The sequence below is a fragment of the Staphylococcus sp. 11262D007BW genome (assembly GCF_053547815.1).
This window is the reverse complement of record NZ_JBPWPJ010000001.1, coordinates 519,606-543,976: the sequence shown is the minus strand read 5'-3', so window position 1 is coordinate 543,976 and position 24,371 is coordinate 519,606. Positions and strand designations below refer to the sequence as shown.

General features: G+C 34.7%; 24 protein-coding genes. 7 read left to right on the top strand and 17 right to left on the bottom strand.

All coding sequences use genetic code 11. The features are described from left to right. The 9 genes from purN to purE are packed head-to-tail and all read right to left on the bottom strand — an operon-like array spanning position 1 to position 8,419. On the bottom strand, positions 1 to 567 hold the full coding sequence (gene purN, locus ACEE93_RS02685; RefSeq protein WP_449154808.1) for a phosphoribosylglycinamide formyltransferase: 567 nt from the start codon (positions 565 to 567) through the stop codon (positions 1 to 3). Between the two features lie 2 nt (positions 568 to 569). Next, complete coding sequence (purM, locus tag ACEE93_RS02680) at positions 570 to 1,598, bottom strand: phosphoribosylformylglycinamidine cyclo-ligase (RefSeq protein ID WP_449154807.1); 1,029 nt, start codon at positions 1,596 to 1,598, stop codon at positions 570 to 572. A 3-nt stretch (positions 1,599 to 1,601) separates the two neighbouring features. Continuing rightward, positions 1,602 to 3,023 carry an amidophosphoribosyltransferase gene (gene purF / locus ACEE93_RS02675; protein ID WP_449156374.1) on the bottom strand — a complete coding sequence of 474 codons (1,422 nt, stop codon included), beginning with the start codon at positions 3,021 to 3,023 and terminating at the stop codon, positions 1,602 to 1,604. Further along, positions 3,002 to 5,191 (bottom strand): phosphoribosylformylglycinamidine synthase subunit PurL, encoded by a 2,190-nt coding sequence (purL, locus tag ACEE93_RS02670; protein ID WP_449156373.1) that lies wholly within the window; start codon positions 5,189 to 5,191, stop codon positions 3,002 to 3,004. Before purL ends, purF begins: the two co-directional genes overlap by 22 nt. Then, on the bottom strand, positions 5,184 to 5,855 hold the full coding sequence (gene purQ, locus ACEE93_RS02665) for a phosphoribosylformylglycinamidine synthase subunit PurQ (RefSeq protein WP_449154804.1): 672 nt from the start codon (positions 5,853 to 5,855) through the stop codon (positions 5,184 to 5,186). Before purQ ends, purL begins: the two co-directional genes overlap by 8 nt. A 1-nt stretch (position 5,856) precedes the next feature. Then, positions 5,857 to 6,117, bottom strand: coding sequence for a phosphoribosylformylglycinamidine synthase subunit PurS (gene purS, locus ACEE93_RS02660; protein WP_449154803.1), 261 nt, complete (start codon positions 6,115 to 6,117; stop codon positions 5,857 to 5,859). A gap of 2 nt (positions 6,118 to 6,119) precedes the next feature. After that, on the bottom strand, positions 6,120 to 6,821 hold the full coding sequence (gene purC, locus ACEE93_RS02655) for a phosphoribosylaminoimidazolesuccinocarboxamide synthase (RefSeq protein ID WP_449154802.1): 702 nt from the start codon (positions 6,819 to 6,821) through the stop codon (positions 6,120 to 6,122). A gap of 1 nt (position 6,822) precedes the next feature. Next, positions 6,823 to 7,950 (bottom strand): 5-(carboxyamino)imidazole ribonucleotide synthase, encoded by a 1,128-nt coding sequence (gene purK / locus ACEE93_RS02650; protein ID WP_449156372.1) that lies wholly within the window; start codon positions 7,948 to 7,950, stop codon positions 6,823 to 6,825. Continuing rightward, complete coding sequence (gene purE, locus ACEE93_RS02645; RefSeq protein ID WP_449154800.1) at positions 7,937 to 8,419, bottom strand: 5-(carboxyamino)imidazole ribonucleotide mutase; 483 nt, start codon at positions 8,417 to 8,419, stop codon at positions 7,937 to 7,939. The genes purK and purE overlap by 14 nt, the downstream gene beginning before the upstream one ends. Positions 8,420 to 8,625: 206 nt before the next feature. On the opposite strand from purE, the gene folD reads away from it, so the two are divergent. Then, a complete protein-coding gene (folD, locus tag ACEE93_RS02640) occupies positions 8,626 to 9,483 on the top strand; it encodes a bifunctional methylenetetrahydrofolate dehydrogenase/methenyltetrahydrofolate cyclohydrolase FolD (protein WP_449154799.1) in 858 nt (285 codons plus the stop codon). A 404-nt stretch (positions 9,484 to 9,887) separates the two neighbouring features. Here folD and ACEE93_RS02635 read toward each other — a convergent pair whose 3' ends face one another. Continuing rightward, positions 9,888 to 11,033, bottom strand: a complete 1,146-nt coding sequence (locus ACEE93_RS02635) for a globin domain-containing protein (protein ID WP_449154798.1) — start codon at positions 11,031 to 11,033, stop codon at positions 9,888 to 9,890. A 192-nt stretch (positions 11,034 to 11,225) separates the two neighbouring features. On the opposite strand from ACEE93_RS02635, the gene ACEE93_RS02630 reads away from it, so the two are divergent. The 6 genes from ACEE93_RS02630 (at position 11,226) to rihC (ending at position 17,006) form a co-directional block, all read left to right on the top strand. Beyond that, positions 11,226 to 11,564, top strand: a complete 339-nt coding sequence (locus ACEE93_RS02630; protein WP_449154797.1) for an immunoglobulin-like domain-containing protein — start codon at positions 11,226 to 11,228, stop codon at positions 11,562 to 11,564. 479 nt (positions 11,565 to 12,043) lie between these two features. Further along, a complete protein-coding gene (gene qoxA, locus ACEE93_RS02625) occupies positions 12,044 to 13,141 on the top strand; it encodes a cytochrome aa3 quinol oxidase subunit II (RefSeq protein ID WP_449154796.1) in 1,098 nt (365 codons plus the stop codon). A 2-nt stretch (positions 13,142 to 13,143) separates the two neighbouring features. After that, complete coding sequence (qoxB, locus tag ACEE93_RS02620) at positions 13,144 to 15,129, top strand: cytochrome aa3 quinol oxidase subunit I (protein WP_449154795.1); 1,986 nt, start codon at positions 13,144 to 13,146, stop codon at positions 15,127 to 15,129. Continuing rightward, entirely contained in the window at positions 15,122 to 15,727 is a 606-nt protein-coding gene (qoxC, locus tag ACEE93_RS02615) for a cytochrome aa3 quinol oxidase subunit III (RefSeq protein WP_449154794.1), read from the top strand. Before qoxB ends, qoxC begins: the two co-directional genes overlap by 8 nt. After that, entirely contained in the window at positions 15,724 to 16,014 is a 291-nt protein-coding gene (gene qoxD / locus ACEE93_RS02610; RefSeq protein ID WP_449154793.1) for a cytochrome aa3 quinol oxidase subunit IV, read from the top strand. The genes qoxC and qoxD overlap by 4 nt, the downstream gene beginning before the upstream one ends. An 83-nt stretch (positions 16,015 to 16,097) precedes the next feature. Continuing rightward, a complete protein-coding gene (gene rihC, locus ACEE93_RS02605) occupies positions 16,098 to 17,006 on the top strand; it encodes a ribonucleoside hydrolase RihC (protein WP_449154792.1) in 909 nt (302 codons plus the stop codon). Between the two features lie 66 nt (positions 17,007 to 17,072). Here rihC and ACEE93_RS02600 read toward each other — a convergent pair whose 3' ends face one another. The 7 genes from ACEE93_RS02600 to ACEE93_RS02570 form a co-directional block, all read right to left on the bottom strand. Further along, complete coding sequence (locus tag ACEE93_RS02600) at positions 17,073 to 17,747, bottom strand: PepSY domain-containing protein (protein WP_449154791.1); 675 nt, start codon at positions 17,745 to 17,747, stop codon at positions 17,073 to 17,075. A gap of 113 nt (positions 17,748 to 17,860) precedes the next feature. Then, a complete protein-coding gene (locus tag ACEE93_RS02595) occupies positions 17,861 to 19,192 on the bottom strand; it encodes a glycosyltransferase (RefSeq protein WP_449154790.1) in 1,332 nt (443 codons plus the stop codon). Between the two features lie 27 nt (positions 19,193 to 19,219). Next, entirely contained in the window at positions 19,220 to 20,131 is a 912-nt protein-coding gene (locus tag ACEE93_RS02590; protein ID WP_449154789.1) for an ABC transporter ATP-binding protein, read from the bottom strand. A 22-nt stretch (positions 20,132 to 20,153) separates the two neighbouring features. Further along, the gene (locus ACEE93_RS02585; protein ID WP_449154788.1) at positions 20,154 to 22,151 is read right to left on the bottom strand and encodes a hypothetical protein; all 1,998 of its coding nucleotides are present in this window, start codon (positions 22,149 to 22,151) and stop codon (positions 20,154 to 20,156) included. Further along, positions 22,148 to 22,861 carry a hypothetical protein gene (locus ACEE93_RS02580; RefSeq protein ID WP_449154787.1) on the bottom strand — a complete coding sequence of 238 codons (714 nt, stop codon included), beginning with the start codon at positions 22,859 to 22,861 and terminating at the stop codon, positions 22,148 to 22,150. The genes ACEE93_RS02585 and ACEE93_RS02580 overlap by 4 nt, the downstream gene beginning before the upstream one ends. Before the next feature lie 20 nt (positions 22,862 to 22,881). Next, a complete protein-coding gene (locus ACEE93_RS02575) occupies positions 22,882 to 23,241 on the bottom strand; it encodes a hypothetical protein (protein WP_449154786.1) in 360 nt (119 codons plus the stop codon). After that, the gene (locus ACEE93_RS02570) at positions 23,228 to 24,370 is read right to left on the bottom strand and encodes a glycosyltransferase family 4 protein (protein WP_449154785.1); all 1,143 of its coding nucleotides are present in this window, start codon (positions 24,368 to 24,370) and stop codon (positions 23,228 to 23,230) included. The genes ACEE93_RS02575 and ACEE93_RS02570 overlap by 14 nt, the downstream gene beginning before the upstream one ends. Between the last annotated feature and the right edge of the window lies 1 nt (position 24,371).

The following is a 24,371-nucleotide window of genomic DNA, read 5'->3' as shown; positions in this document are numbered from 1 at the left end:
TTATAGAATGATCTTTTGTATAACTTCTGGATATAGTTCATATTCTAATGTTTTAATACGTTGCTCCAATTGTGCTTGTGTGTCATCCGAGTAAATAGGACATTGACGTTGTTCAATAATTTGACCTGTATCCATGCCTTCATCAACATAATGCACCGTTGTACCTGTTACGTCATCACCACTGTTCAACGCTTGTAGCACCGCATCTTTACCTTTATATTTAGGTAATAAAGAAGGATGAATATTTAAAATATGACCTTCATAAGCCTTTAACAACGTTGGCCCAATTAAACGCATGTATCCCGCCAAAACAATCCATTCAACATTCTCGGATGTCAATTGTTGAAGCACTTCCTTTTCGTATGCTTCTTTTGACTCATACGTACGAGGTTGATAAGTGTGTACTGGAACATTATGCTTTTCTGCTAACGCTACACATGCTGCTTTAGGTTGATCTGTATAAAGTGCTGTTACTTCAATACCTTCTAGTTGTTGAGACGAAATACGTTGCATTATATTATCAAAATTCGTGCCAGAACCTGACGCAAATATCGCTATTTTTTTCACGTTTATGCCTCCGTTAAGCGTATTGGTGTATCTTCTTCAGTAATTTGACCAATTGTATATGCTTCTACTTGCTCTGCTTTCAAAATATCATGTACTTTTGCTTCATCTTCTGGAGATACTACTAGCGTAAAGCCAATACCCATATTAAAAATGTTGTACATTTCATTTGTTTCGATATCGCCTGCTTGTTGTAACCAATCAAAAACAGCTGGTTTCGGGAATGCTGAAGTATCAATCACTGCTGTTGTATGTTCTGGCAATGCACGTGGAATATTTTCATAAAAACCGCCGCCAGTAATGTGCGTCATTGCTTTAATTTTAACAGCTTCTTTTACTTTTAATACAGGTTTAACGTAAAGTGCAGTCGGTTTTAGGAAAGTATCTAAATATGTACTATCTCCATCAAACTTATCATTCACATCAATACCTGATTCTTTAATTAAACGACGTACAAGACTATAACCGTTTGAATGAATACCATTAGATGCTAAACCGATAATCACATCACCGGATTGTACAGTCGAACCATCAATATAATCTTCTTTTTCAACAGCACCTACTGCAAAACCAGCAACATCATATTCACCTTCATGGTACATCTCACCCATTTCAGCTGTTTCTCCACCAATTAAAGCAGTATTTGTTGCTTCACAGCCATCACTAATACCTTTAACAATTTGTTCAATTGTTTCAGGAATCACTTTATGTGTCGCAATATAATCAAGGAAATATAATGGTTCTGCTCCTGTTGTTAAGATATCGTTAACACACATTGCAACAGCATCGATGCCGATTGTATCGTGCTTATCATGATCAATAGCAAGCTTTAACTTAGTACCGACACCATCAGTACCAGATACAAGGACAGGTGCTTTCATATTTAATTGAGATAAATCGAAAGTCGCTCCAAAACCACCTAATCCACCTAGTACTTCTTTACGCATTGTGCGTTCTACATGACTTGACATGCGTTTAACCGCTTCATAGCCTGCTTCAATATCAACACCAGCTTTTTTATACGATTCAGCCATTCCTTACACTCCTCTTCTTTTCATTTCTTTCGCTTCAGGTAACTGATGATCTACAATTTCAATAGGATAATTTCCAGTGAAGCATGCATCACATTCACCTTTTGAATCATATGCTTTAAATACATCATGCATACCTTCTACTGATAAATACGTTAATGAATCTGCACCAATCATTTGTTGAATTTCATCTACACTATATTGCGCTGCCATAAGTTCTGCATGCGTTGATACATCTATACCGTAATAGCAAGGATCTTGAAGCGGTGGTGAAGAAATACCCATATGCACTTCTTTTGCACCTGCGCTCTTTAAAGCTTTTACGATATATTTACTTGTCGTACCACGTACAATAGAGTCATCAATGACAACGACACGTTTACCTTCTATCACATCTCGAATTGGAGAGTGTTTCATGCACACTTGACGTTCACGTACAGTTTGATCTGGTGTAATAAAGGTACGACCAATATATCTATTTTTCAGTAAACCTTGTTCATTTGGAATTCCTGTTTGCTCAGAAAACCCTTTTGCTGCTTGTAATGAAGAATCAGGCACACCAATAACAATATCAGCATCTATATCCATTTCTTCAGCCAAGCGACGTCCTAATGCTTTACGAACATTGTAGATGGAATGTTTACGAAATTCTGAATCAGGACGTGCAAAGTAAACATATTCCATAGAACACATGCGATGATCAATATCTGGTGTATACGTATCGAAATCAATGTCATCTTCTCCAGAAAATGTAATAAGCTCTCCTGGTTCAATGTCACGAATATACTCTGCACCTATTGCCGTAAAAGCACATGTTTCACTTGCGACACAATAAGCACCATCCACTTTACCAAGCATTAATGGACGCACACCACGATTATCACGTGTTACAGCAAGTTGTTGTTCGTTTAAAATGACACAGCTAAACGCACCTTTTACTTGGTTTAATGCAGCTTTTTGATTACTTTTAATGTATTCTGATTTACCTTTAATTAAGAGATGCGCTAATACTTCAGAATCACTTGTAGTTTGAAAAATATCGCCTTCAGATTCGATGGCGCGACGAATTTGTCTTGCGTTTGTTAAATTTCCGTTATGTGCTAAACCTAAATCTCCACCTGAGTGTTTAAAAAGGAATGGTTGCACATTAGAGATGGCACTTGCGCCTGTTGTCGCATAACGCACATGACCAATTGCATGTTTATAACCTTGTAATGATTGAAGTTGTTCGTCTGTAATTGCTTCTGTTAATAGACCCATACCGCGTGCACCGAATAGTTGTTCACCATTCGAGCACACGATACCAGCACCTTCTTGACCACGGTGTTGCAAACTGTGCAACGCCATATAAGTCAAGTGTGCCGCATGAGGGTGGTTCCAGATCCCAAATATTCCGCATTCTTCATTTAGTCCACGGATGTCATACATGACTCAATTGCCCCTTCCCAATCTTGTGTAAGTTCAGATGTACGACGTTCTATAGTGTGTGATTGTCCAACAACTTTGAAATCATCCGTATCTGTGAATGTTCCAATTTTTTGTGCTTGTGGCATATCAAGAGACTGACCTTGTTTTACAGCAACAACATAGCGTCCTTGAGACTCACTAAATAATTGCGCATTTGTAATATCTAATGAAGCTTCTAAACCTAAACGGTAATAAGCACTCATGCGCGCTAACGTCATAAGTAAGCCACCTTTACCTACTGTTTGAACATGAGAAGCCACACCATTACGGATTGCTTGACGGATTGCTTCGCCTTTTTGTGCTTCTTCTGTTAAATCAACTGCTTCAACTTCATGATTCACATCGCCATATAATAGTTTTTCAATTTGGCTACCGCCGAAATGATCTTCTGTTTCACCTACAAGATATAATTCATCGCCTACGCTTGGTTGGAAATCTTTTAAGTAGTCCACATCTTCAATTAAACCAACCATGCCTACAACAGGTGTTGGGAAAATAGATGACGTACGCGTCTCGTTATATAAAGATACGTTTCCTGAAACAACCGGTGTTTCTAATGCTTCACATGCTTCTGCCATACCACGTGTTGAATCAATAAGTTGTTGATAAATATGTTTTTTCTCAGGTGAACCATAATTTAAGCAGTCAGTCATCGCTAATGGTTTTGCACCTACAGCAACTAGGTTACGATACGCTTCTGCTACGACCATTTTTCCACCTTCATATGGATCGTTAAATACATAACGTGCTTCCCCATCAATTGTAGAGGCAATGGCTTTATTCGTACCTTCTACACGTACTACAGAAGATTGTAAACCTGGTTTCACAATCGTATTCGCACCAACTTGCTGATCATATTGATCATATAAATAACGTTTAGACGCAATCGTTGGATGTGTTAATAAACGATCGAAAACATCTTCCACATCAATGCTATCGTAGTCATTAGCAGGTTTATCATGCTCTAAAGGTTCGCCTTCTAATACATACACTGGTGCTTCGTCTGCAAGGGGTTCAACTGGAATATCTGCAAACACTTCATCTTCATATGTTAAAACGAAGCGATCATTATCTGTAACTTCACCAATAACAGCACTATCTAATTCATGCTTTTCGAAAAGGTCTAAGAATTTTTGTTCTGTTCCTTTTTCAACGACAAGTAACATACGTTCTTGTGTTTCTGATAACATCATTTCGTATGGTGAAATACCATGTTCACGTACTGGTACTTTTTCTAATTGAAGGTGAATACCACTACCACCTTTGGCTGCCATTTCAGATGAAGATGATGTTAAGCCAGCAGCACCCATATCTTGAATGCCAACAAGTTCGTCATACGTAATCGCTTCAAGTGTAGCTTCCATTAATTTTTTACCAACAAATGGGTCACCAATTTGAACAGATGGTCGTTTATTTTCACTTTCTTCACTTAACTCTTCTGAAGCGAATGTTGCACCATGAATACCATCGCGACCTGTTTTTAATCCAACGTAAATAACAGAGTTGCCGGCACCTTTAGCTGTACCTTTTTGAATCATTTTATGATCAATAATACCTACACACATTGCATTAACAAGTGGGTTACCATCATAACGTTCATCAAATTCAATTTCCCCTGCTGTCGTTGGGATACCGATACAGTTACCGTAACCACCAATTCCAGCAACAACACCACGTAATAAACGACGATTAGTTTTTTCTGTAAGTTCACCGAAACGTAAACTGTTTAATAAGTTAATTGGGCGAGCACCAATTGATACAATGTCACGGATAATACCGCCTACACCTGTTGCTGCACCTTGATAAGGTTCAATAGCTGATGGATGGTTGTGAGATTCTACTTTGAAAACGACTGCTTGTTCATCGCCAATATCAACTACACCAGCCCCTTCACCTGGGCCCATTAAAATATGTTCACCTGTTGTAGGGAACTGCTTTAAGAATGGTTTAGAATGCTTATATGAACAATGTTCACTCCACATTACTGAGAATATACCAGTCTCTGTAAAGTTTGGATCGCGACCTAAAATTGATTTAACTTTATCAAATTCGTCATCACTTAATCCCATGTCTTGATATAACTTCTCTGCTTTGACCTCTTCTGCAGTCGGTTCTAAAAATTTAGGCATTTTGTTCCCTCCAACTTTTCACCATTGATTCAAATAATTTCACACCACTATCTGTACCAAGTAATGCTTCTAAAGCACGTTCTGGGTGTGGCATCATTCCACATACATTACCTTGCTCATTGACAATACCAGCGATATCATCGTGTGAGCCATTCGGGTTATCTTGGTATTTTAAAATAATTTGATTATTGTCTACCAAATTATTGTAAATTTCATCTGTACAATAATAATGACCTTCACCGTGTGCAACAGGATATACAACTTCCTCTTCTTCACCATATAAACTTGTAAATGGCGTTTGATTATTAACCACACGTAATCTTTCGTTTCGACTTACAAATAAATGTGAATCGTTATGAAGTAAGGCACCTGGTAGTAAACCTACCTCTGTTAAAATTTGAAATCCATTACATACGCCGAGTACAGGCTTACCTTCTTCAGCTAAGCGTTTAACCTCTTTAATGATTGGTGCAACACTTGCTACTGCACCTGAACGTAAATAGTCACCAAATGAGAAACCACCAGGGATTAACACACCGTCATATCCTTCTAATGATGTTTCTCTGTAATCAACGTAATCTGCTTCTACACCTGTTTTTACAGCTGCATTATACATATCTCGGTCACAGTTCGATCCTGGGAATCTAAGGACAGCAAACTTCATTTTATGCATTCTCCTTTTCATCCAAAACTTTATAACTGTATTCTTCAATCACAGTATTCACAAATAGTTTCTCACTTAATGTTGTGATTACATTATGCACCGCTTCATCAGTTGGCTCATCAATTGTCATATATAATACTTTACCTACGCGGATGTCATTCACTTGCTCATAACCTAAATCATGAACAGCTCTATTTAAAGCTTGTCCTTGAGTATCTAAAACTTGTGGTTGTAATGTAACGTGTAATTCGATAGTTTTCATAATTAAAGTGCCTCCAATTTATTTAAGAAAGTTTGGTATGTGTCTATTAAAGAACCTGTATCTTCTCGATAAACGTCTTTATCAAAATTTTCTTGTGTTTCTTTATCCCAAATACGACATGTATCAGGAGAAATTTCATCTGCTAATAAAATATTGCCATGTTGATCTTTACCAAATTCAATTTTGTAATCAACTAGTGTAAGTCCCATTTTATCCATTAATTGAACTAACACGTCATTAATACGTAGCGCATTATCTTTTAATGTTTGAATGTCTTCATCATTTGCAATGTGAAGTAATTTAACGTGGTCATCTGTAATTAAAGGATCATTTAAATCATCATTTTTGTAGAAGAATTCCACAAGTGGTTGATCAAAAACTTCACCTTTATCAAATCCTAAGCGCTTTGTAATTGAACCTGCCGCAACATTGCGCACAACAACTTCTAGTGGAATAATCTCAACTGATTTAACAAGTTGTTCAGTTTCTGATAATTGTTTAATAAAATGACTGTCTACACCAGCGTCTTTAATATTTTCAAAGATTTTAGACGTAATTTGATTGTTAAGACGTCCTTTACCTTCCATTTTATCTTTTTTAGCACCGTTTCCAGCAGTAACCTCATCTTTGTATTCAATTCTAAGTTCATCGTCTACATCTGTTGTATAAACGCGTTTTGCTTTACCTTCATAGAGTAAACTCATTTTAGTGTGCGCCCCTTTCAAATGTTTTCAACATCAATTGTTCAGTCTCATTCACATTGTCAGTTAATAATGTCATATGACCCATTTTTCTTTCTGGTTTACGTGTCGTTTTACCATAAATATGCACGTGCCATTCTGGATGCTCACTAAATGCATCTTCTAATAAATCTAAGTCTTTACCTAACAAATTCATCATAACTGCTGGTTTTAACAATTGAATTTGGCTTGGTAATGTTTGACCAGTAACTGCTAAAACGTGTGTATCAAATTGTGAAAAGTCACATGCTTCAATCGAATAGTGGCCAGAATTATGAGGTCTTGGTGCAATTTCATTAACATAAAGGGTTTGATCTTTATCAATAAAGAACTCTACCGTAAATGTACCTACAAAATGAATCGCGCGTGTAATTTTTTCTACCTCTTCACGCGCTTGTGATTCTAAATCACTTCTTGCTGGTACAATCGTTTTAAATAAAATTTGTTGTCGATGTTCATTTTCTTGTAATGGGAAAAAGACAGTTTGTTGATCTTTTCCGATTGTAACGGTTAACGAAACTTCTTTATCTAAATTTAAATATTGTTCAGCAACACATTCTTGTTCTGTGGCAAGCGTTTTGGCTTCTTCTAAATCGTCGGCTGACTTAACTAAAATTTGACCCTTACCATCATATCCACCAAAACGTGTTTTTAAGATAAATGGATAGCCAAGCTCAGTAATCACTGTATCTAAATCTGAAGCGTTACTTACTTGAATGAACGGTACCACTTTGGCACCCGCATTTTGTATTGTTGTTTTCTCTGTTAAGCGATCTTGTAATAGCTGAATCGCTTCATAACCTTGAGGGACGTTATACGTTTCTACAAGTGTCTTTAATTGCTCAGCCGCAATATTTTCAAACTCATATGTGATGACATCTGTTTGTTGACCTAATTGATGTAATGCTTCCATATCATCATAAGGCGCTTGAATGAATTGATGAGCTACATGCTGACACGGACATTCAGGATCCGGATCTAACACAATGACACGAAATCCCATTTTTTGAGCAGATTGTGCCATCATCTTTCCGAGTTGACCACCGCCGATAATCCCGATTGTTTGTCCAAACTTTAATTTATCGAAGTTCATCTTGCATAGCCTCCACTCTTTTAACTAATGATGCTTCATATGCTTCTAACTTTTCTTGAACCGTTTGATCTGTCATACCTACCATACGTGCTGCTAAAATGCCTGCATTTTTAGCACCTGATTTACCGATTGCAGTTGTTGCGACAGGAATTCCTCCTGGCATTTGAGCAATAGATAGTAATGAATCCATACCTTTTAAACTTTTAGATTCAATTGGTACGCCTATAACAGGTAACGTCGTCATTGAAGCGACCATGCCTGGTAAGTGCGCTGCGCCGCCTGCACCCGCAATAATAATAGAATAGCCATTTTTACGTGCATTCGTCGCAAATTCTACCATCAAATGAGGCGTACGATGAGCAGATACGACTTTCTTATCATACTCTACGCCTAATTCTTCTAACATTTGACAAGCTTCTCGCATCATATCCCAATCAGAAGAGCTTCCCATTATGACTGCTACTTTCACTATGAACACCCTTTCAAAAATTTGAAATTTCATGATTATAAGATGTATATTACAGGTATAGCATAACAAGTATACATGCTTTTTTCAATGTAAAAATCGAACTTTAAAACTGAATAACGCATTATATTTCGTATTTTGCTGAAAGAATGATACGATTTATAATGTACCATTCGTATTGTTCGATCTATTCAAAGGAGGATTTTTTAATGAGTGCAAAAATTTTAGACGGAAAACAAATCGCAAAAGATTATCGTCAAGGATTACAAGATGAGGTTGAAAAATTAAAAGAAAAAGGCTATACACCTAAACTTTCTGTAATTCTTGTTGGTAACGATGGTGCGAGTCAAAGTTATGTGCGTTCTAAGAAAAAGGCAGCAGAAAAAATTGGTATGATTTCAGAAGTTATTCATTTAGATGAAGAAACATCTGAAGAAAAAGTATTAAAAGAATTAGATCGCTTAAATAATGATGATAGTGTGAGTGGTATCCTTGTACAAGTACCTCTACCTAAACAAGTAGATGAACAAAAAGTATTAGATGCCATTGATCCAGATAAAGACGTAGATGGTTTCCACCCAATCAATATTGGTCGTTTATATTTAGATGAAGCAAAACTTATCCCATGTACACCTCTTGGCGTAATGGAATTACTTAAACATGCTGATATTGATTTAGAAGGTAAAAATGCCGTTGTAATTGGCCGCAGTCATATTGTTGGTCAACCGGTTGCTAAATTATTAATTCAACAAAATGCAACAGTGACTGTATTACATTCACGCAGTCAAAATGTGAGTGATCACATTAAAAATGCAGACGTTATCGTCAGTGCTGTAGGTCGTCCAGGTACGGTGACTAAAGACGACGTTAAAGAAGGCGCAGTAGTTATCGATGTGGGTAATACACCAGATGAAAATGGTAAACTTAAAGGCGATGTTGAATATGAAGATGTGAAAGAAATCGCTGGTGCAATTACACCTGTTCCTGGCGGTGTAGGCCCAATGACTATTACAATGGTATTAAATAATACACTGATCGCTGAAAAAATGAGACGTGGCTTAGAATAAACCACATCCATTCCAATGTCTTGTAGTTATAAAAAACGAACATTAGCCAATTCGTTTGGTTAATGTTCGTTTTTTATTTTCCTATAGAATACATACTATAAGGTCGCATTTTTCATTTTCTGTCCTAAAAAAAGAGTAGTAAAGAAATCGATTTGATTTCCGTACTACTCTCAATATAACGTTGGGACAAAACGGTTAAGATTTAAGCATAAGCGAACGCGATAAAGAACGAGTTCGTTTAGTTAGTCATTCTTACAAATGTGACGAAACACATTTGAACATTGATAATTCGTCAAATTTTAACAAATCGTGAACTTTTTGTCGAAATCTTGCTTTTTGGTACCGTTCATCAGTTTTCCAGGGCTTTACCGCTTTATCTCTTAACGCTCTATTTTAATATTTGATTAAACTTCTACACTTAAGCGAGGTACGAATGTTTCATAGTGAATACGTGAATCATCAACATTGAGAGATTCTAATTCTTTAATCATTGATTGTAAGAAAGGTGTACCACCGCAAATGTAAACTTCTGTATCATCAGTTAAATATGATTTCAGCTCATCCGCTTCTAAATAACCTTCTTTATCACGTGCATGCGTGTGAAGTGAAGCTGCTTCATGTTCATCAGTGATTGTTTGTAATGCTTTATCAAAAGCAGCATCATGTGAAGTTTTAGCAACATTAATAAATTGTGCTTTTGAACCATTATTTGCAGCTTTACGATACATTGAAACTAGAGGTGTGACCCCTACTCCAGAGCCTAAGAATAATTGTGGCTTATCGATGTTATGCACTTTAAATCCACCAACTGGCGCTGAAAGGTTAATCATATCGCCCTCTTTAAATTCATCATGTAAAACAGTCGATACTTCACCTTCGTGATTACCACTCACTTCACGACGTACACCAAATGTTAAATAATCTTTACCACCATCAACAATGGAATAGTGACGTTTAGCACGGTATGGTAATTTTTCACTTTCGATATCAACTGTAATATATTGACCTGCTTCGTACTGACTTAAATCATAGTCCTCTGATTTAACAGTAAATGATTTAATATCTTTTGTAATTTGCTCGATTTTTTCAATTTTGAAAGGTTTAAATCCTTCCCAAAGCATCGTCGCATAAATATCTTTTTCAATTGAAATAAATGCGTCAGCAATAATCTCATATGCTTTAGCCCATGTTTTAATGATTGGATGTGTTTCATCGATACCTACTACATCTTGAATGGCAGCAAGTAAGTTTTCACCTACAATTGGATAATGTTCTGCACGTACATCTAATGCACAGTGTTTATAACCAATTTCTTTAACGATTGGAACGATTGGTGTGAAATCATCAATATTGACTGCTGCAGCTAAAACAGATTGTGCTAAGGCTGTTGATTGAAAACCTTTCTTTTGGTTTGTTTGGTTGAACATGTTACGAAGTTCTGGATGTTGATTGAACATTCTGTTATAAAATTTTGAAGTAATCTCTGTCCCTTTTTCTTTTAATACTGGAACTGTGTCTAAAATAATTCCTTTTTCTTCTTGTGTTAACATAAAATCACTCCTGTATAGATATTACATTTTATCATCTTACAACTTAATCAAACGAAATCTCTTATCATTTAATCAAGTTATAAGATGATATTATTATTTAAACTTAAGATAGGTCTCTGGGATGATTTCATCTGAATCGGCCTCATTTATAATCATGAGTAATATTAGATGAAATGGAGGATCAAGCACGTTATGAAAAAGTTACTTCAATCCTTATCAGCAATTGGTGTCTCTGCCACATTAGTCTCACCTAATCTTAATGCTGAAGCTACAACAAACACCATTCCTTCTATTAAAGGCACTGACAATACTATTATACATATTGGACAGTCGTGTAATCCACTGGAAGGCGTTTCAGCTTACGATAAAGAAGATGGTGACCTAACAGACCAGATTAAAGTCAACGGTTTCGTTGATACGTCTAAACAAGGTAAATATCACCTTAATTATGAAGTTGTAGATTCTGACGGTGCTATTCAAACATCCTCAAGAACGATACAAGTTATTGATCCAACAACTTCTCATATTTAATCTATTTGCCCTTCAACTGTAATTCTAATAACGAGGACCACTATGTCCTATAAGGCTGGGACGCATACTTTGATACTCTGGACATCCATAGCCAGTCACCCAGCCTTGTCGCTTTAACACTATCGTTACAACGACTAACTTGTACCAATCTCAATCCCACCTTTAATGATACCCAATATGAATAACTATGCCTATTAGCACATTCCCTATAAACCGGATCGAAATTCCCCTCAAATGATCTAATCACCCTATTTAAATCTAATTTTTATACCCATTTTCTACATTAATGTACCAGTTTTAGACTTTTCACAAAATGTACACATAATTTTAAAATTTAACAAACCCTATGACACGCCTAGAGTCACAAGGGGTTTACTCTTAATATTTAAATAAAATTTTAAAATGGCACTTGTAAATATTACATATTATTTTAAAATTGATATAAGCCCTACAATTGTAGTATTAGGAGGTCAAAAAAAGTGTCAAAATTTAAGTCTATACTTCTAGCGCTTGGAACACTATTTTTACTTGCGGGCTGTTCTGACGTTGAAGTTCTTAATCCAAAAGGGCCAGTGGCAAACGATTCAAGATTTTTGATCATGTATTCAATTATCTTTATGGTTGTCATTGTTGTCGTCGTACTTATTCTGTTCGCTATATTCACTTATAAATATCGTTACACGAATACAAGTGAGTCAGGTAAAGTACATCACAGTGTTTTAATGGAGACAGTTTGGTTTGTCATCCCTGTAATTATTTTAATTGCATTAATGATTCCAACTGTTCGTTCATTGTACCTTTACGAAGAACCACCAAAAGCTGAGGATGATCCAATTGAGATCTATGCAGTAAGCGGTGGCTTTAAATGGTTCTTTGCGTATCCAGAAGAAAAAATTGAAACGGTTAATCACTTAACAATTCCAACAGACCGTCCAATCAATTTTAAACTTCAATCAATGGATACAATGACAAGTTTCTGGGTTCCACAACTTGGCGGTCAAAAATATGCAATGACTGGCATGACGATGGACTGGACTTTACAAGCAGATGATGAAGGAACATATCGTGGTCGTAACTCTAACTTCAATGGTGAAGGTTTCTCTCGCCAAACATTCAATGTGGATGCAGTAAGTCAGAGTGAATACGATGATTGGGTAAAAGATGCACAATCAAAACAAAAACTTGATCAAGACACATTTGATAAACAACTTTTACCTGTAACTCAAAATAGTGAGTTAACATTTAGTGGTACACATATGGACTTCGTCGATCCAGCTGGTGACCCTGAGTACATCTTCTATGCTTATGATCGTTTTAATTTCACACCTAAAGACCCTAACTTCTACGATCAATCAAAAGGTGTATTAGATAAACCAAATAAACCAGCTCGTAAACCTCAAGTGACAAATGCTAACTATGAACGTCATGGTATGGATTTAAACATTCTGAAAAATGATGAACCTTACGATAGTGAGTTCAAAAAATCAGAAGCACATGCTATGGACGAAATGGAAGCAATGCACGAAGGTTCTAAAGATGAAACACAAGAAGAACTTAAAAGTGGAGGTGGACATTAATGTTGGACTTTCCATGGAATGAGCTTTTAGTAAAAGGTAACTGGATGATTACCCTAGCTCAGATTTCAGCACCGTTCCTAGTGATTGCTGTTATCGCTGCGCTTACTTACTTTAAGCTCTGGGGATACTTATACAAGGAATGGTTCACATCAGTCGACCACAAAAAAATCGGATTTATGTACTTATTCTGTGCGGTCTTAATGTTTGTACGTGGTGGTATAGACGCACTCATGATCCGTTTTCAGTTGGCTGTACCAAACAACCCTTTCTTAGAATCACATCATTATAACGAAATTTTTACAACGCACGGTGTTATCATGATTATCTTCATGGCAATGCCACTTGTTATCGGTTTAATGAATATTATCATTCCTTTACAAATTGGTGCCCGTGACGTTGCATTCCCATTATTAAACAACATTAGTTTTTGGTTATTTGTAGCAGGTATGCTATTATTTAACCTTTCATTCATTATCGGTGGTTCACCTGCAGCAGGTTGGACAAACTACGCACCACTCGCTGGTGAATTTAGTCCTGGACCAGGTGTTAATTATTATTTAATCGCTATTCAAATCGCTGGACTTGGTACTCTAGCAACAGGTGTTAACTTCTTCGTAACAATCTTACGATTAAAAACACCAAGCATGAGATTTATGCAAATGCCAATGTTTGTTGTAACAACATTCATTACAATGTTAATCATTATCTTGGCATTCCCACCTCTAACAGTCGCATTAGCATTAATGACAACTGATAGAATCTTTGATACGGCATTTTTCACACTATCAAATGGTGGTATGCCAATGTTATGGGCAAACTTCTTCTGGGTATGGGGGCACCCTGAAGTATATATTCTTATCTTGCCTGCATTTGGTATTTATTCGGAAATTATTCCAACTTTTGCACGTAAACGCCTATTCGGCCATCAAAGCATGGTATGGGCAACAGCTGGTATTGCGTTCTTAAGTTTCTTAGTTTGGGTTCACCATTTCTACACAATGGGTAATGGTGCATTAGTTAACTCATTCTTCTCAATTACAACAATGTTAATCGCAGTACCAACCGGTGTTAAAATCTTTAACTGGTTATTTACGTTACACAAAGGTCGGATTACCTTTGAATCGCCAATGCTTTTCGCATTAGCATTTATACCAAACTTTGTTATTGGTGGTGTAACAGGTGTTATGTTAGCGATGGCATCTGCTGACTATCAATATCACAATACGTATTTCTTAGTATCACACTTCCACTATACAATTGTAGCGGGTGTAGTATTTGCTGCTTTTGCCGGAATGATTTTCTGGTATCCAAAAGCAATGGGATACAAACTCTTTGAAAAACCAAATAAATGGTTCTTCTGGATCTTTATGATTGGTTTTAACGTGACATTCTTACCACAATACATTTTAGGTCTTGATGGTATGCCACGTCGTTTATTCACTTATGTACCTGAAGATGGATGGTGGTTATTAAACTTCATCTCATCAATCGGTGCAGGATTAATGGCTCTCGGTTTCATTATCTTTGTAGGAAATATCGTGATCAGCCATATTAAAGCACCTCGTGAAGCTACTGGCGATAACTGGGGTGGCCTTGGTCGAGGTTTAGAGTGGTCAACTGCATCAGCAATTCCACCTAAATATAATTTCGCTATCACTCCTGATTGGGATGATATTGATTCATTTGTTGATATGAAAGCACAAGGTAGACATTACCTAGATAATCACAATTACGGTGACATCCACATGCCAAACAATTCACATATTGGTTTCTGGATGGGTATATTATTCCTAATTGGTGGTTTCTTCTTAGTATTTGAAACACTTCTACCTGCTATCCTTTCATTAGTTGGTATTTTCGCATTAATGATCTGGAGAAGTTTCCAACAAGATCATGGCTATCATATTCCTGCAAGTGAAGTTGCTGAAACTGAAGCACGGTTGAGAAAAGCACGTCAGGAAGAAAGGGAGGCAATGAACCATGAGTAATCAAGTTGATACAATTGATTCACGTACGCATGAAGGTAATGTAAATAAATTTGGTTTCTGGATCTTCCTTACAGCTGAATTTGCCCTTTTCGGTACGCTTTTCGCAGCATTATTAACATTGCAACATGGTGGCGGATACGGTGGCATGGAGACTACTGAATTATTCGAACTACCACTTGTACTAATAATGACATTCTTACTTTTAGCAAGTTCTTATACTTGTGGTATTGCGATTTATTACATGCGTAAAGAAAAGAAAAATTTATTCTTAGTATGGATGATCATTACTATTTTACTTGGTATTGGATTTATTGGATTTGAAATCTATGAGTTTTCACATTATGCAATGGAAGGTGCTAATCCAACAATTGGTTCTTATTGGTCTAGTTTCTTTATTCTATTAGGAACTCACGGTGCTCACGTATCCTTCGGTATCGTTTGGATAATTTGTTTATTAATTCAAGTTTTCATGCGTGGATTAAATAAATATAATGCACCTAAAATATTTATAGTAAGTTTATACTGGCACTTCCTAGATGTTGTATGGATCTTCATCTTCACTGCCGTATATATGATAGGGATGGTGTTTAGCGGATGAACACAATAGTTAAACATACAATTGGCTTTATTGCCTCAATCATATTAACGTTACTAGCCGTATTTGTAACTCTGTACACATCGATGGCATTAAATGTGAAAATCACCATTATTTTCGGTTTTGCATTTATCCAAGCCTTCTTACAACTTCTAATGTTCATGCATCTAACTGAAGGTAGAGATGGACGTGCGCAATTAGCGAAAGTTATATTTGCGATTATCATCACAATCATTATTGTTGTGGGAACTTATTGGGTAATGCAAGGTGGACATGGTGCTCACCTTTAATACCTTAAAAAACACTTGTGCATTCATTGCACAAGTGTTTTTCTTATATTACAGTACGATTATTAAGTTGAAAGGAGATTAATATGAATCCACGTCCAATTATTATTGATACTGATCCTGGCATTGATGATGCAGCTGCGATTGCCTTTGCTTTACACCACCCTGCTCTAGATGTTCGTTTAATCAGTACTGTTCATGGAAATGTAAATGTTCAACAGACGACAACAAATGCCTTAAAATTACTTACATTTTTTAATCAATCGACGCCAGTTGTACAAGGACAAGCAACACCTTTAGTCAGAAAAGCAATTCATGCTGAACATGTGCATGGTGATGATGGTTTAGCAGGTTTTAACTTTGCTTCTCCCTCTTTCGAACCATCCACTGAAAACGCCATACTTACCATGCGTAATACAATCGTATCGTCTACTCAACCCATCACACTCGTACCTATTGGTCCATTGACAAATATTGCACTGTTGCTTAGAACCTTTCCTGAAGTACAACAATCTATTGATTCTATCGTACTCATGGGAGGTAGTGTAGGTGCAGGAAATGTAACACCGTCAGCAGAATTTAATGTATATGTTGATCCTGAAGCAGCTCAAATTGTATTTAATAGTGGCATCCCTATTACGATGGTAGGTCTTGATGTGACTCGGAAAAGCAATCTTCCCTTCCCTTGTTTATCAGAAATCAAATCGATGAATCCTACGGGTAACATGCTTTATCATTTATTCAAACATTATCGTAATGAAGCTTTCCAAGATGGACTTAATATTTATGATGCCTACACAATGATGTATCTATGTTACCCTAACTTATTTCAAACTGAAGCAGCTCATGTGGAGGTTGAATTGTCACACCCTCAAAAAGTAGGTCGTACTTATGTCACATTTGAAAGTCAATATACCAATGCGACAATCGTAGAGCATATTGAAAGCGAAGATTTTGTTAATACATTTATGAAAATGTTAGCGTATTGTCCCTAAATAAAAAAATAGGAATGAGACCTATATCGTCTCACTCCTATTACACGTTTTAAATTAACGCTTGGCTTATTGATCTACAGTATTAACGTCACCAGATTGTGCATCAAGTTGTACTTCTTTTTCCATGTTTTGATCTAATAGTTCAATTTCATAAACAAATTGACCGTCATCATAATCTAGTGTCCATTGTTTTAAGTCACCAGAAGTTTCATCTTGTGCTTTTTGAACAGCTTCTTCAAATGGAATGGCATCATTATAGTTTAATGTTTGTTCTTGGTTATTATCGTCATCAATATCTTTTTCAGTATTAATGACTTTATTGTCAGAATCTGAAACTTTGATTTCACGTTCTTCATTACCATTAATTAAGTTAATTTCATATAACCATTGACCATTTTCTTGTTTATATTCAATACTAGTTACTTCACCATCAAATGATTTTAAAGCAGTGTTAACGGCTTGCTCTGGTTTTGTTTTAACATCATCTGTATTAGTAGTAGCTTGATTTGAATTTTGTTGTGAAGAATCAGCATTTTGATCGTCTTGATCGTCTCCGTCATTATCATTTTGATCATCTGCATCATCATTTACATCATCATCTGTAGTGTTATTTGAAGATGTTGACTGTTCTGTTTGATTATTATCATTTGAATTATTGTTATTTTGCGCATCGTCGTCATTACCACAAGCTGCTAATGCGATACCTGCTGCTAGCATTAATCCAAAGATTTTAAATTTCATATTTTATACCTCCAAAATTTACAAAAACTTTACAATATATTAATACCCGATTTACATAAAAATATCTAGTATTTATACGTTAAATTTTAAAAATCATTCGAAGGTTGTAGAACTCATCTTAATTGTGTATACATTTTTCCAATAAAATGCGCATCATACTCGAGTTGATTATAAACATCGAGTAATTTACTTTTTTCATTTTGCCAATTATAAATCTGTTTAGCTTGTTCTGTATTTTGTCGGCATTGTGCATATAATGCTTTATCAGTTAATAAACGATTAACTGCCTCTGCTATATTCATAGCGTCATGAGGATCGATTGCAATCCCTACTTCATTTTCATTGACGACACGCTCAATTTCTGGAAAGTTACTTGCTACAACTGGCACATGCGCCATAATATATTCAAATAATTTATTTGAACTTGCTGAATAGTGGTTGAAACAGATATTTTGTAATACTTGAAAGCCCAAATAAGCCTCTCTTGTAACACTTGGTAATTGTTGGAAAGGCACTTTATCTAGAAAGAAAATACGATGATGTTCTGGTGAAGCTTTAGCCTGTGCCTTTAATGATTCAGTTAACTTACCTGCTCCAATAAATACTAACACACCCTCTTTGATGTAAGGCATCGCTTCGATTAATTTCTCAAGACCTCTCCCCTGTTGTAAACCACCTTGGTAGAGTAAAATCTTCTCATCTTTATCGATTCCTAATTGCGCATGTAAATTAATCTTGTCGCGCTTATTGATATCATATAACTCTGAATAATTATATAATGTTTTTGGATAAAAACCATAAATCTCTTCATTATGTTTCGCTCGAGTATGATTTTCAACCATCATTTCATCTACAAACTTTAATAAAAACTTCTCAATACGTTTGATCTTTTTAGGATCGTATCCCGTACGATCAGATTGCACTTCATGACTATCATAAACAAGGGGTCTTGGTTTAAGACGTAATTTCGAACAAATGATACCTTGAGGCAACGTATTTAAGTCATTGGAATGATAAATATCAGGATTAATTAGATACCCTTTAACAATCATTCTGGCAATAATCGCACTATTAATAACCATTTTGCGCACTTTTCGTACTTTGATCGCTGCCGCACCTCCAATTAAGAAAAGAAGGTAACTACTCATAATCATAAAATGAACATAAAACAAACCAACCGCAACCGATAACGCAACGCCACCAATAACAAGTAAAAATCGCTTTCCATGATCTGAATACGCTTGTAACAACCAAGGGTAACGTTTCACGCGATGGACACGAAAACGTTCTTGAATTTTTTCATATGCTTTAATGGCAGGATTTTTAGGATCATTAATTGCAATTAAATCAACATCATACCCCGCTTCTGCTAAAGCAGTACATTCTCGATTAACACGCGCATCATTCGTAAAGTGATTCCAAACAAACATACCTACCTTTTTCATTAGGTGAAAAACCTCCTGTGTGTGAGTTTAAAAAATCCCTAATTGCCATAATATACTCACAAAAAATATAATAAATGATCCAAATAATGGAATAAAAGAAGTCCAATGTACTTTATCTATATCTGAACTTTCAATAGTGTCGCTACGTTCTTGTTGTAATCTCAACATTTTCTTTTTGTACGCTAATTGACCTTTTTTATCTCTCGCTTTAAACCCTCTGATAAGTGTATTATATCTTTTCACAACGTGATTTACTTCTCCATATTCGATCATTTCTCCATAATGAATCCAAATCGCTTTATCACACATATTTTTGATTTGTGCTGCAGAATGGGAAACGAAAAATATCGTTTTCCCTTCTTGTTGTAGTTCTTTCATTTTAGCAATACATTTATTAGCAAATGTTTCATCACCTACTGATAAAGCTTCATCTACTATTAAAACATCAGGATTAGTATGAATCGCAATTGAAAACCCTAAACGTGCCTTCATCCCACTTGAATAACTTTTAATTGGTTGTTTGATGAATTCGTCAAGTTCCGAAAAAGCAACAATATCTTGGTACACTTCATTAATTTCTTTTGAAGACATCCCATGCATTAAACACTTATATCGAATATTTTCTTCACCTGTAAAATCATTTTTTAAACCTGCAGATATCGCTATTAAAGAGGATTTTCCTTTAATATCCACTGTTCCTTTAGAAGGCATCAGTACTTCTGCTAAGATATTGGATAATGTGGATTTACCAGACCCATTTAATCCTATTAACCCTACTGAAACACCTTCTTCAACTTCAAAAGAAACATCATGTAATGCATAATATGGTTTGGGTTTATAAAAATATCCAAAAGATAACAGTGAAATGATTTTGTTAAACTTGCTATTATTTAAATCATATATTTTTGATACATTTTCTACTTTAACTTTATATGTCATCATTACACTTCCAATCTAAAAATCAAAAGCTAAGGCGAGAAACTGATTTTTTAATTTCATTAAATCCTTTACTATAATTATTGAAATCTGTCATGTGGGTTTTTAATATGCTATCATCCTGATCCATTATGCTTCCTGGTTCTGTAAAGGCCCATACCATTTTACCACTACCCTTATAATCACTTAGTTTTGATGGAACATATGGGTTAAGCGGTTTAATACCTATTGTATGAGCATCAAACAATAATAAACCATCAAATAAAGTGGTAATATTTAAAAATTCAAAATATCCTACAAGTGGACGCAAAATAATATATTCTTTAAAATCACTATTTTGATATAAACGTTTTACATGACTATTAATATTTGTAAAACAGTGTATTCTAAATTGTGTTTCACCGCTAGACTCTAAATACTTACACAATAATTCAATTTCATTAAATCCTCGTGTCGCATAAAAATTCCCAAAATAACCTAAGTTAATATAATCTGGTGAAACTTGATAATTTGAAATCACTTTTTTATAATCCGTTTTTAAAGGAATCGGATGTCTAGAAATTACTGCTCTATCTCTAATAGATTGTTTAATTCCCTCATCAAATCGCGCTATCATATATTCGAGTTGATGTTCATTGGTGAATATCAGTTCATCTGCATGAGAAAGTGCTAATAGCTCACAAACGTTAAATACGTTGTCATCAACAAGTGAAGATAAGTGATCATCTAATTGCCCTGTTACCTTATTGATATATTCTTCATCGGTAATGGGTGCATAACGTAAATCACTCGTCACTGTTGAATGTAATGGATCCGAAAATTCAGCTCTCCAATATATATTAGGATGTGCTTGTTTAATGTCAAAAGCTAAAAAGTGAGATTGTGGAAACATTGCTCTAGAATATAAATTTTTATAGTGTTTTGGATTATTCTCAAGCACTTCAAGTCCTTGTTCTACAAATCCACTAATACTTTCCCAACTAGAAAAAGCTTGTTTAGCTTCTAAAAGGTAATGCGTATCTACTAAATGTTCAGCCAATGCATTAAGTTTAGTGTCTTTTTTTCTTATTCTCGACATATTATTAGAAATAATATCCACTACTTCATTCTTATCTCTCACTCTTTTAGCCATTACGTTTCCACTCGTATCAATATATGGAGGGAAGCAGTAAGCAATCACTAATGTCTCTGCATCACCATCGTTAAGTAAATGATAGTTAAACTGATTGGTATTATTGATAATATATTCTTTGACTTCTACTTTTTGTGAACTGCTAAGTTGATTAATATAGTCTTTAATAGCTTTAATTAAACGGTTAACCTCATATTTATATTGAATTGTCGTATTTGATGATACTGTTTCAATATATGTGGCGTTAATAGTTTCTAAAGCGTCTGTTAAATCCTCTATTGATTGAATGTGATACCTTTTATCACTTTCAGTCTCTCCTATTTTCATATGAGAGATACCAATACTATGATTGCTTATCTCATCTATATAAACTTTAATAAATTGATTCACTCGATGATGGATGTTTAAATTTTTAATTAAAAATGATGGATATACTGTATTATTAGAATAATGATACACGACACTAGGTGACAATGCTTCTTTGTCTATATCATATGCTAATAGTAATTCTTCATGATATAACGTTATTACACAATGCGTGTAACGAATTTGCTTAATGACAAACTCGAATGATTCGTTAAAATCTCGGTCATCGAAATAATAAAATACATGGTCTTTATTTTTTAAATCACTATCCATAAATTGATATAGCATTTTAATGTCATTAAAAATAAGAATAAGTTGATCGTACTTTTCAAGTAATTGTTCTATTTTATTTAGTTCTAACTTTTTAATAAATAGAACATAAGTAACTCCTTTTAATAAATCTTGTGGTTGAAATGTATAGTTAGTATTCATTAACTCTTCAATAAAAGGATGCGTTTTCTTATATTCAGGTTGTTGCATTGCTTCAATTTGTTCTGGTGTCAATTCAATCTGATTCTCATTCATTTTTTCACCTTCTTTACAATCAACTTCACTAGTTTTCGTAAATTACGTTTGTTTACTCTTTTTTTATATGATGATATTTTTTCAATGCTATCAATTAAATGCTGATTCTCGATATATTTCTTTTTATATTTCCATGCACTTCTTTTAAACTTGTGTAATTCTCGAAATGCAAATTGCATCCGTTTATGTGTACGATGATATGTGGCATATAGCTCTTCATAATCTTGCTTTACTAATAAAAGCTCCTGTTTCAATTTTTGTTCGCTATATACTGGTACTTCTTTTTGACGTGACATTTCTTTTTTGATCATATCGATTAAGTAAGCATTTCTATTTTTATTTAATTGTTTTTGGCTGTATCCTAAAAATTCCGTAATCAAATAACCTTTATCAAAATAATAAATATTCATGATTCTATTCTGACTCATCGTATTTAAGATACTATAAAGTCGTTCGTCATTATTTTGAATCAATTTGAACGTCACTTTGATAATCGTCTCATTCTCTAATTCATTTAGAATATGCGTTACTTCTTCTACTAGTCCTTGTGAAATTTGACTTTCAAAAATAAAATGTACTTGTGCGATGTCTTTTGTATTGATATCCAAATTTTTAAATTGTACGTCGTTCTTTAATACATTATTTTTGTAGATAATGTATAATGTAGTTTGACTTTTAGATAAATTTCTCGAGATTATATATTCGTTCATCGTTTAATTTATCTCCCTTATTAATAGACTTTGATATTTTTATCCATAGCTACCTTTTGTTCATTGTTTTGCTTAACAAATGCTTTGACACGATATTTTCCTGGCTCTAAATTCAATCTAAAAACATTAGAATACTGATACATTAACTTTTCTTGAGCGATTGCATGTCCTTTTTGATAAACATATAGCGCATATGTCATTTGCTGGCCTGAACTACAAACAATAACATCTATCACACCTTCACTATTTTGTTCTGTTAAAATATCATCTATTTTTAACGTCGGTGGATTATTATCTAATAGTTCTGCAGTTTCAACCATAATATCTTCTAATTGTGCTTCAAGGTACTCATATGCTTTTTTATAATCAATATTTCCCATCAGTAATCACCTCAATCTCTTTGTTTATAACGATGTCTTTTCCTGTAATTTCCTGAATTGATGTTGCTGCTTTTCTGCTCATTTCTAAAAATTCATCTGGGTGTTTAATCAAATAATCAATATAAGTCACCATTTGTTCTACATTATTTCGTTCCGCTAAATAACCTGTAACACCGTGCGTAATGAAATCTGGAATACCACCGATTGCATTTGATATTGGTACAAGACCTGAACTCATCGCTTCATTTAATGAAACACCTTGTGAATCATGTCGACTTGGCCCTAAATATATTCCGTGTTTTGCATGGATGTCTGAAATTTCATGTTGTGGTACAAACATTTTATGCAAGTAGACGTTTTTTAACTTTTTAATTGGCTCCGTGATTTTTTCAAATAGTGGACCATCACCATAAATTGAAAACGTTAAATTTTTAAAATATCTTTTCTTTGAAAGTTCTTGTATCACACGTACGGTAAGATCGTTTGCGTAGTTTTTAGCTGTAAACGGTCGAATCGATAGAATATGAAATCTATCCTCTTTCGTTTTTTGTCTATAAGGGAAAAGGTTTTCATCTATAATATTAGGAATAATGTAATACTCTCTTGGTTCAACACCAACATATGGATCCACATAATACTCTTTTAACCCTTTAGACACATAGACAAATTGAACTTTCATATCAGTACGTTCCATTAAGTTTTTTAAAAATGCTTTTTGATAAGGATAATGCTCATCTTTTTTTCTTAGTTGTTCTTTTAACGCCTTAGCTGAAGATAGATAATTATAATAACGTGTGTACCAATTTTCCGCTTCAAATCCATGTAGCCAAACTACAATATTTGGTTTTCTATCTAATCTTTCGACAGCCTTAAACATTTTATGGTTAATAAAGTGGAACAGTAATTTATCATATTGAAAGTGTAAGAGATGATTATATAACTGAGCTTCATCCATATACATAATTTTAACACCATCATACATTTCATCTCTTTTAATTTTAGTTGTAAAAACGACTATTGTTATATTTAACCCTCGTGCTATATATTCTTTAACACGTCTATGGATAAATGCATTCGCGTAAATTTTATTTTGATTTGGATAGGCATTCGTTATAAGCAAATAGTCCATT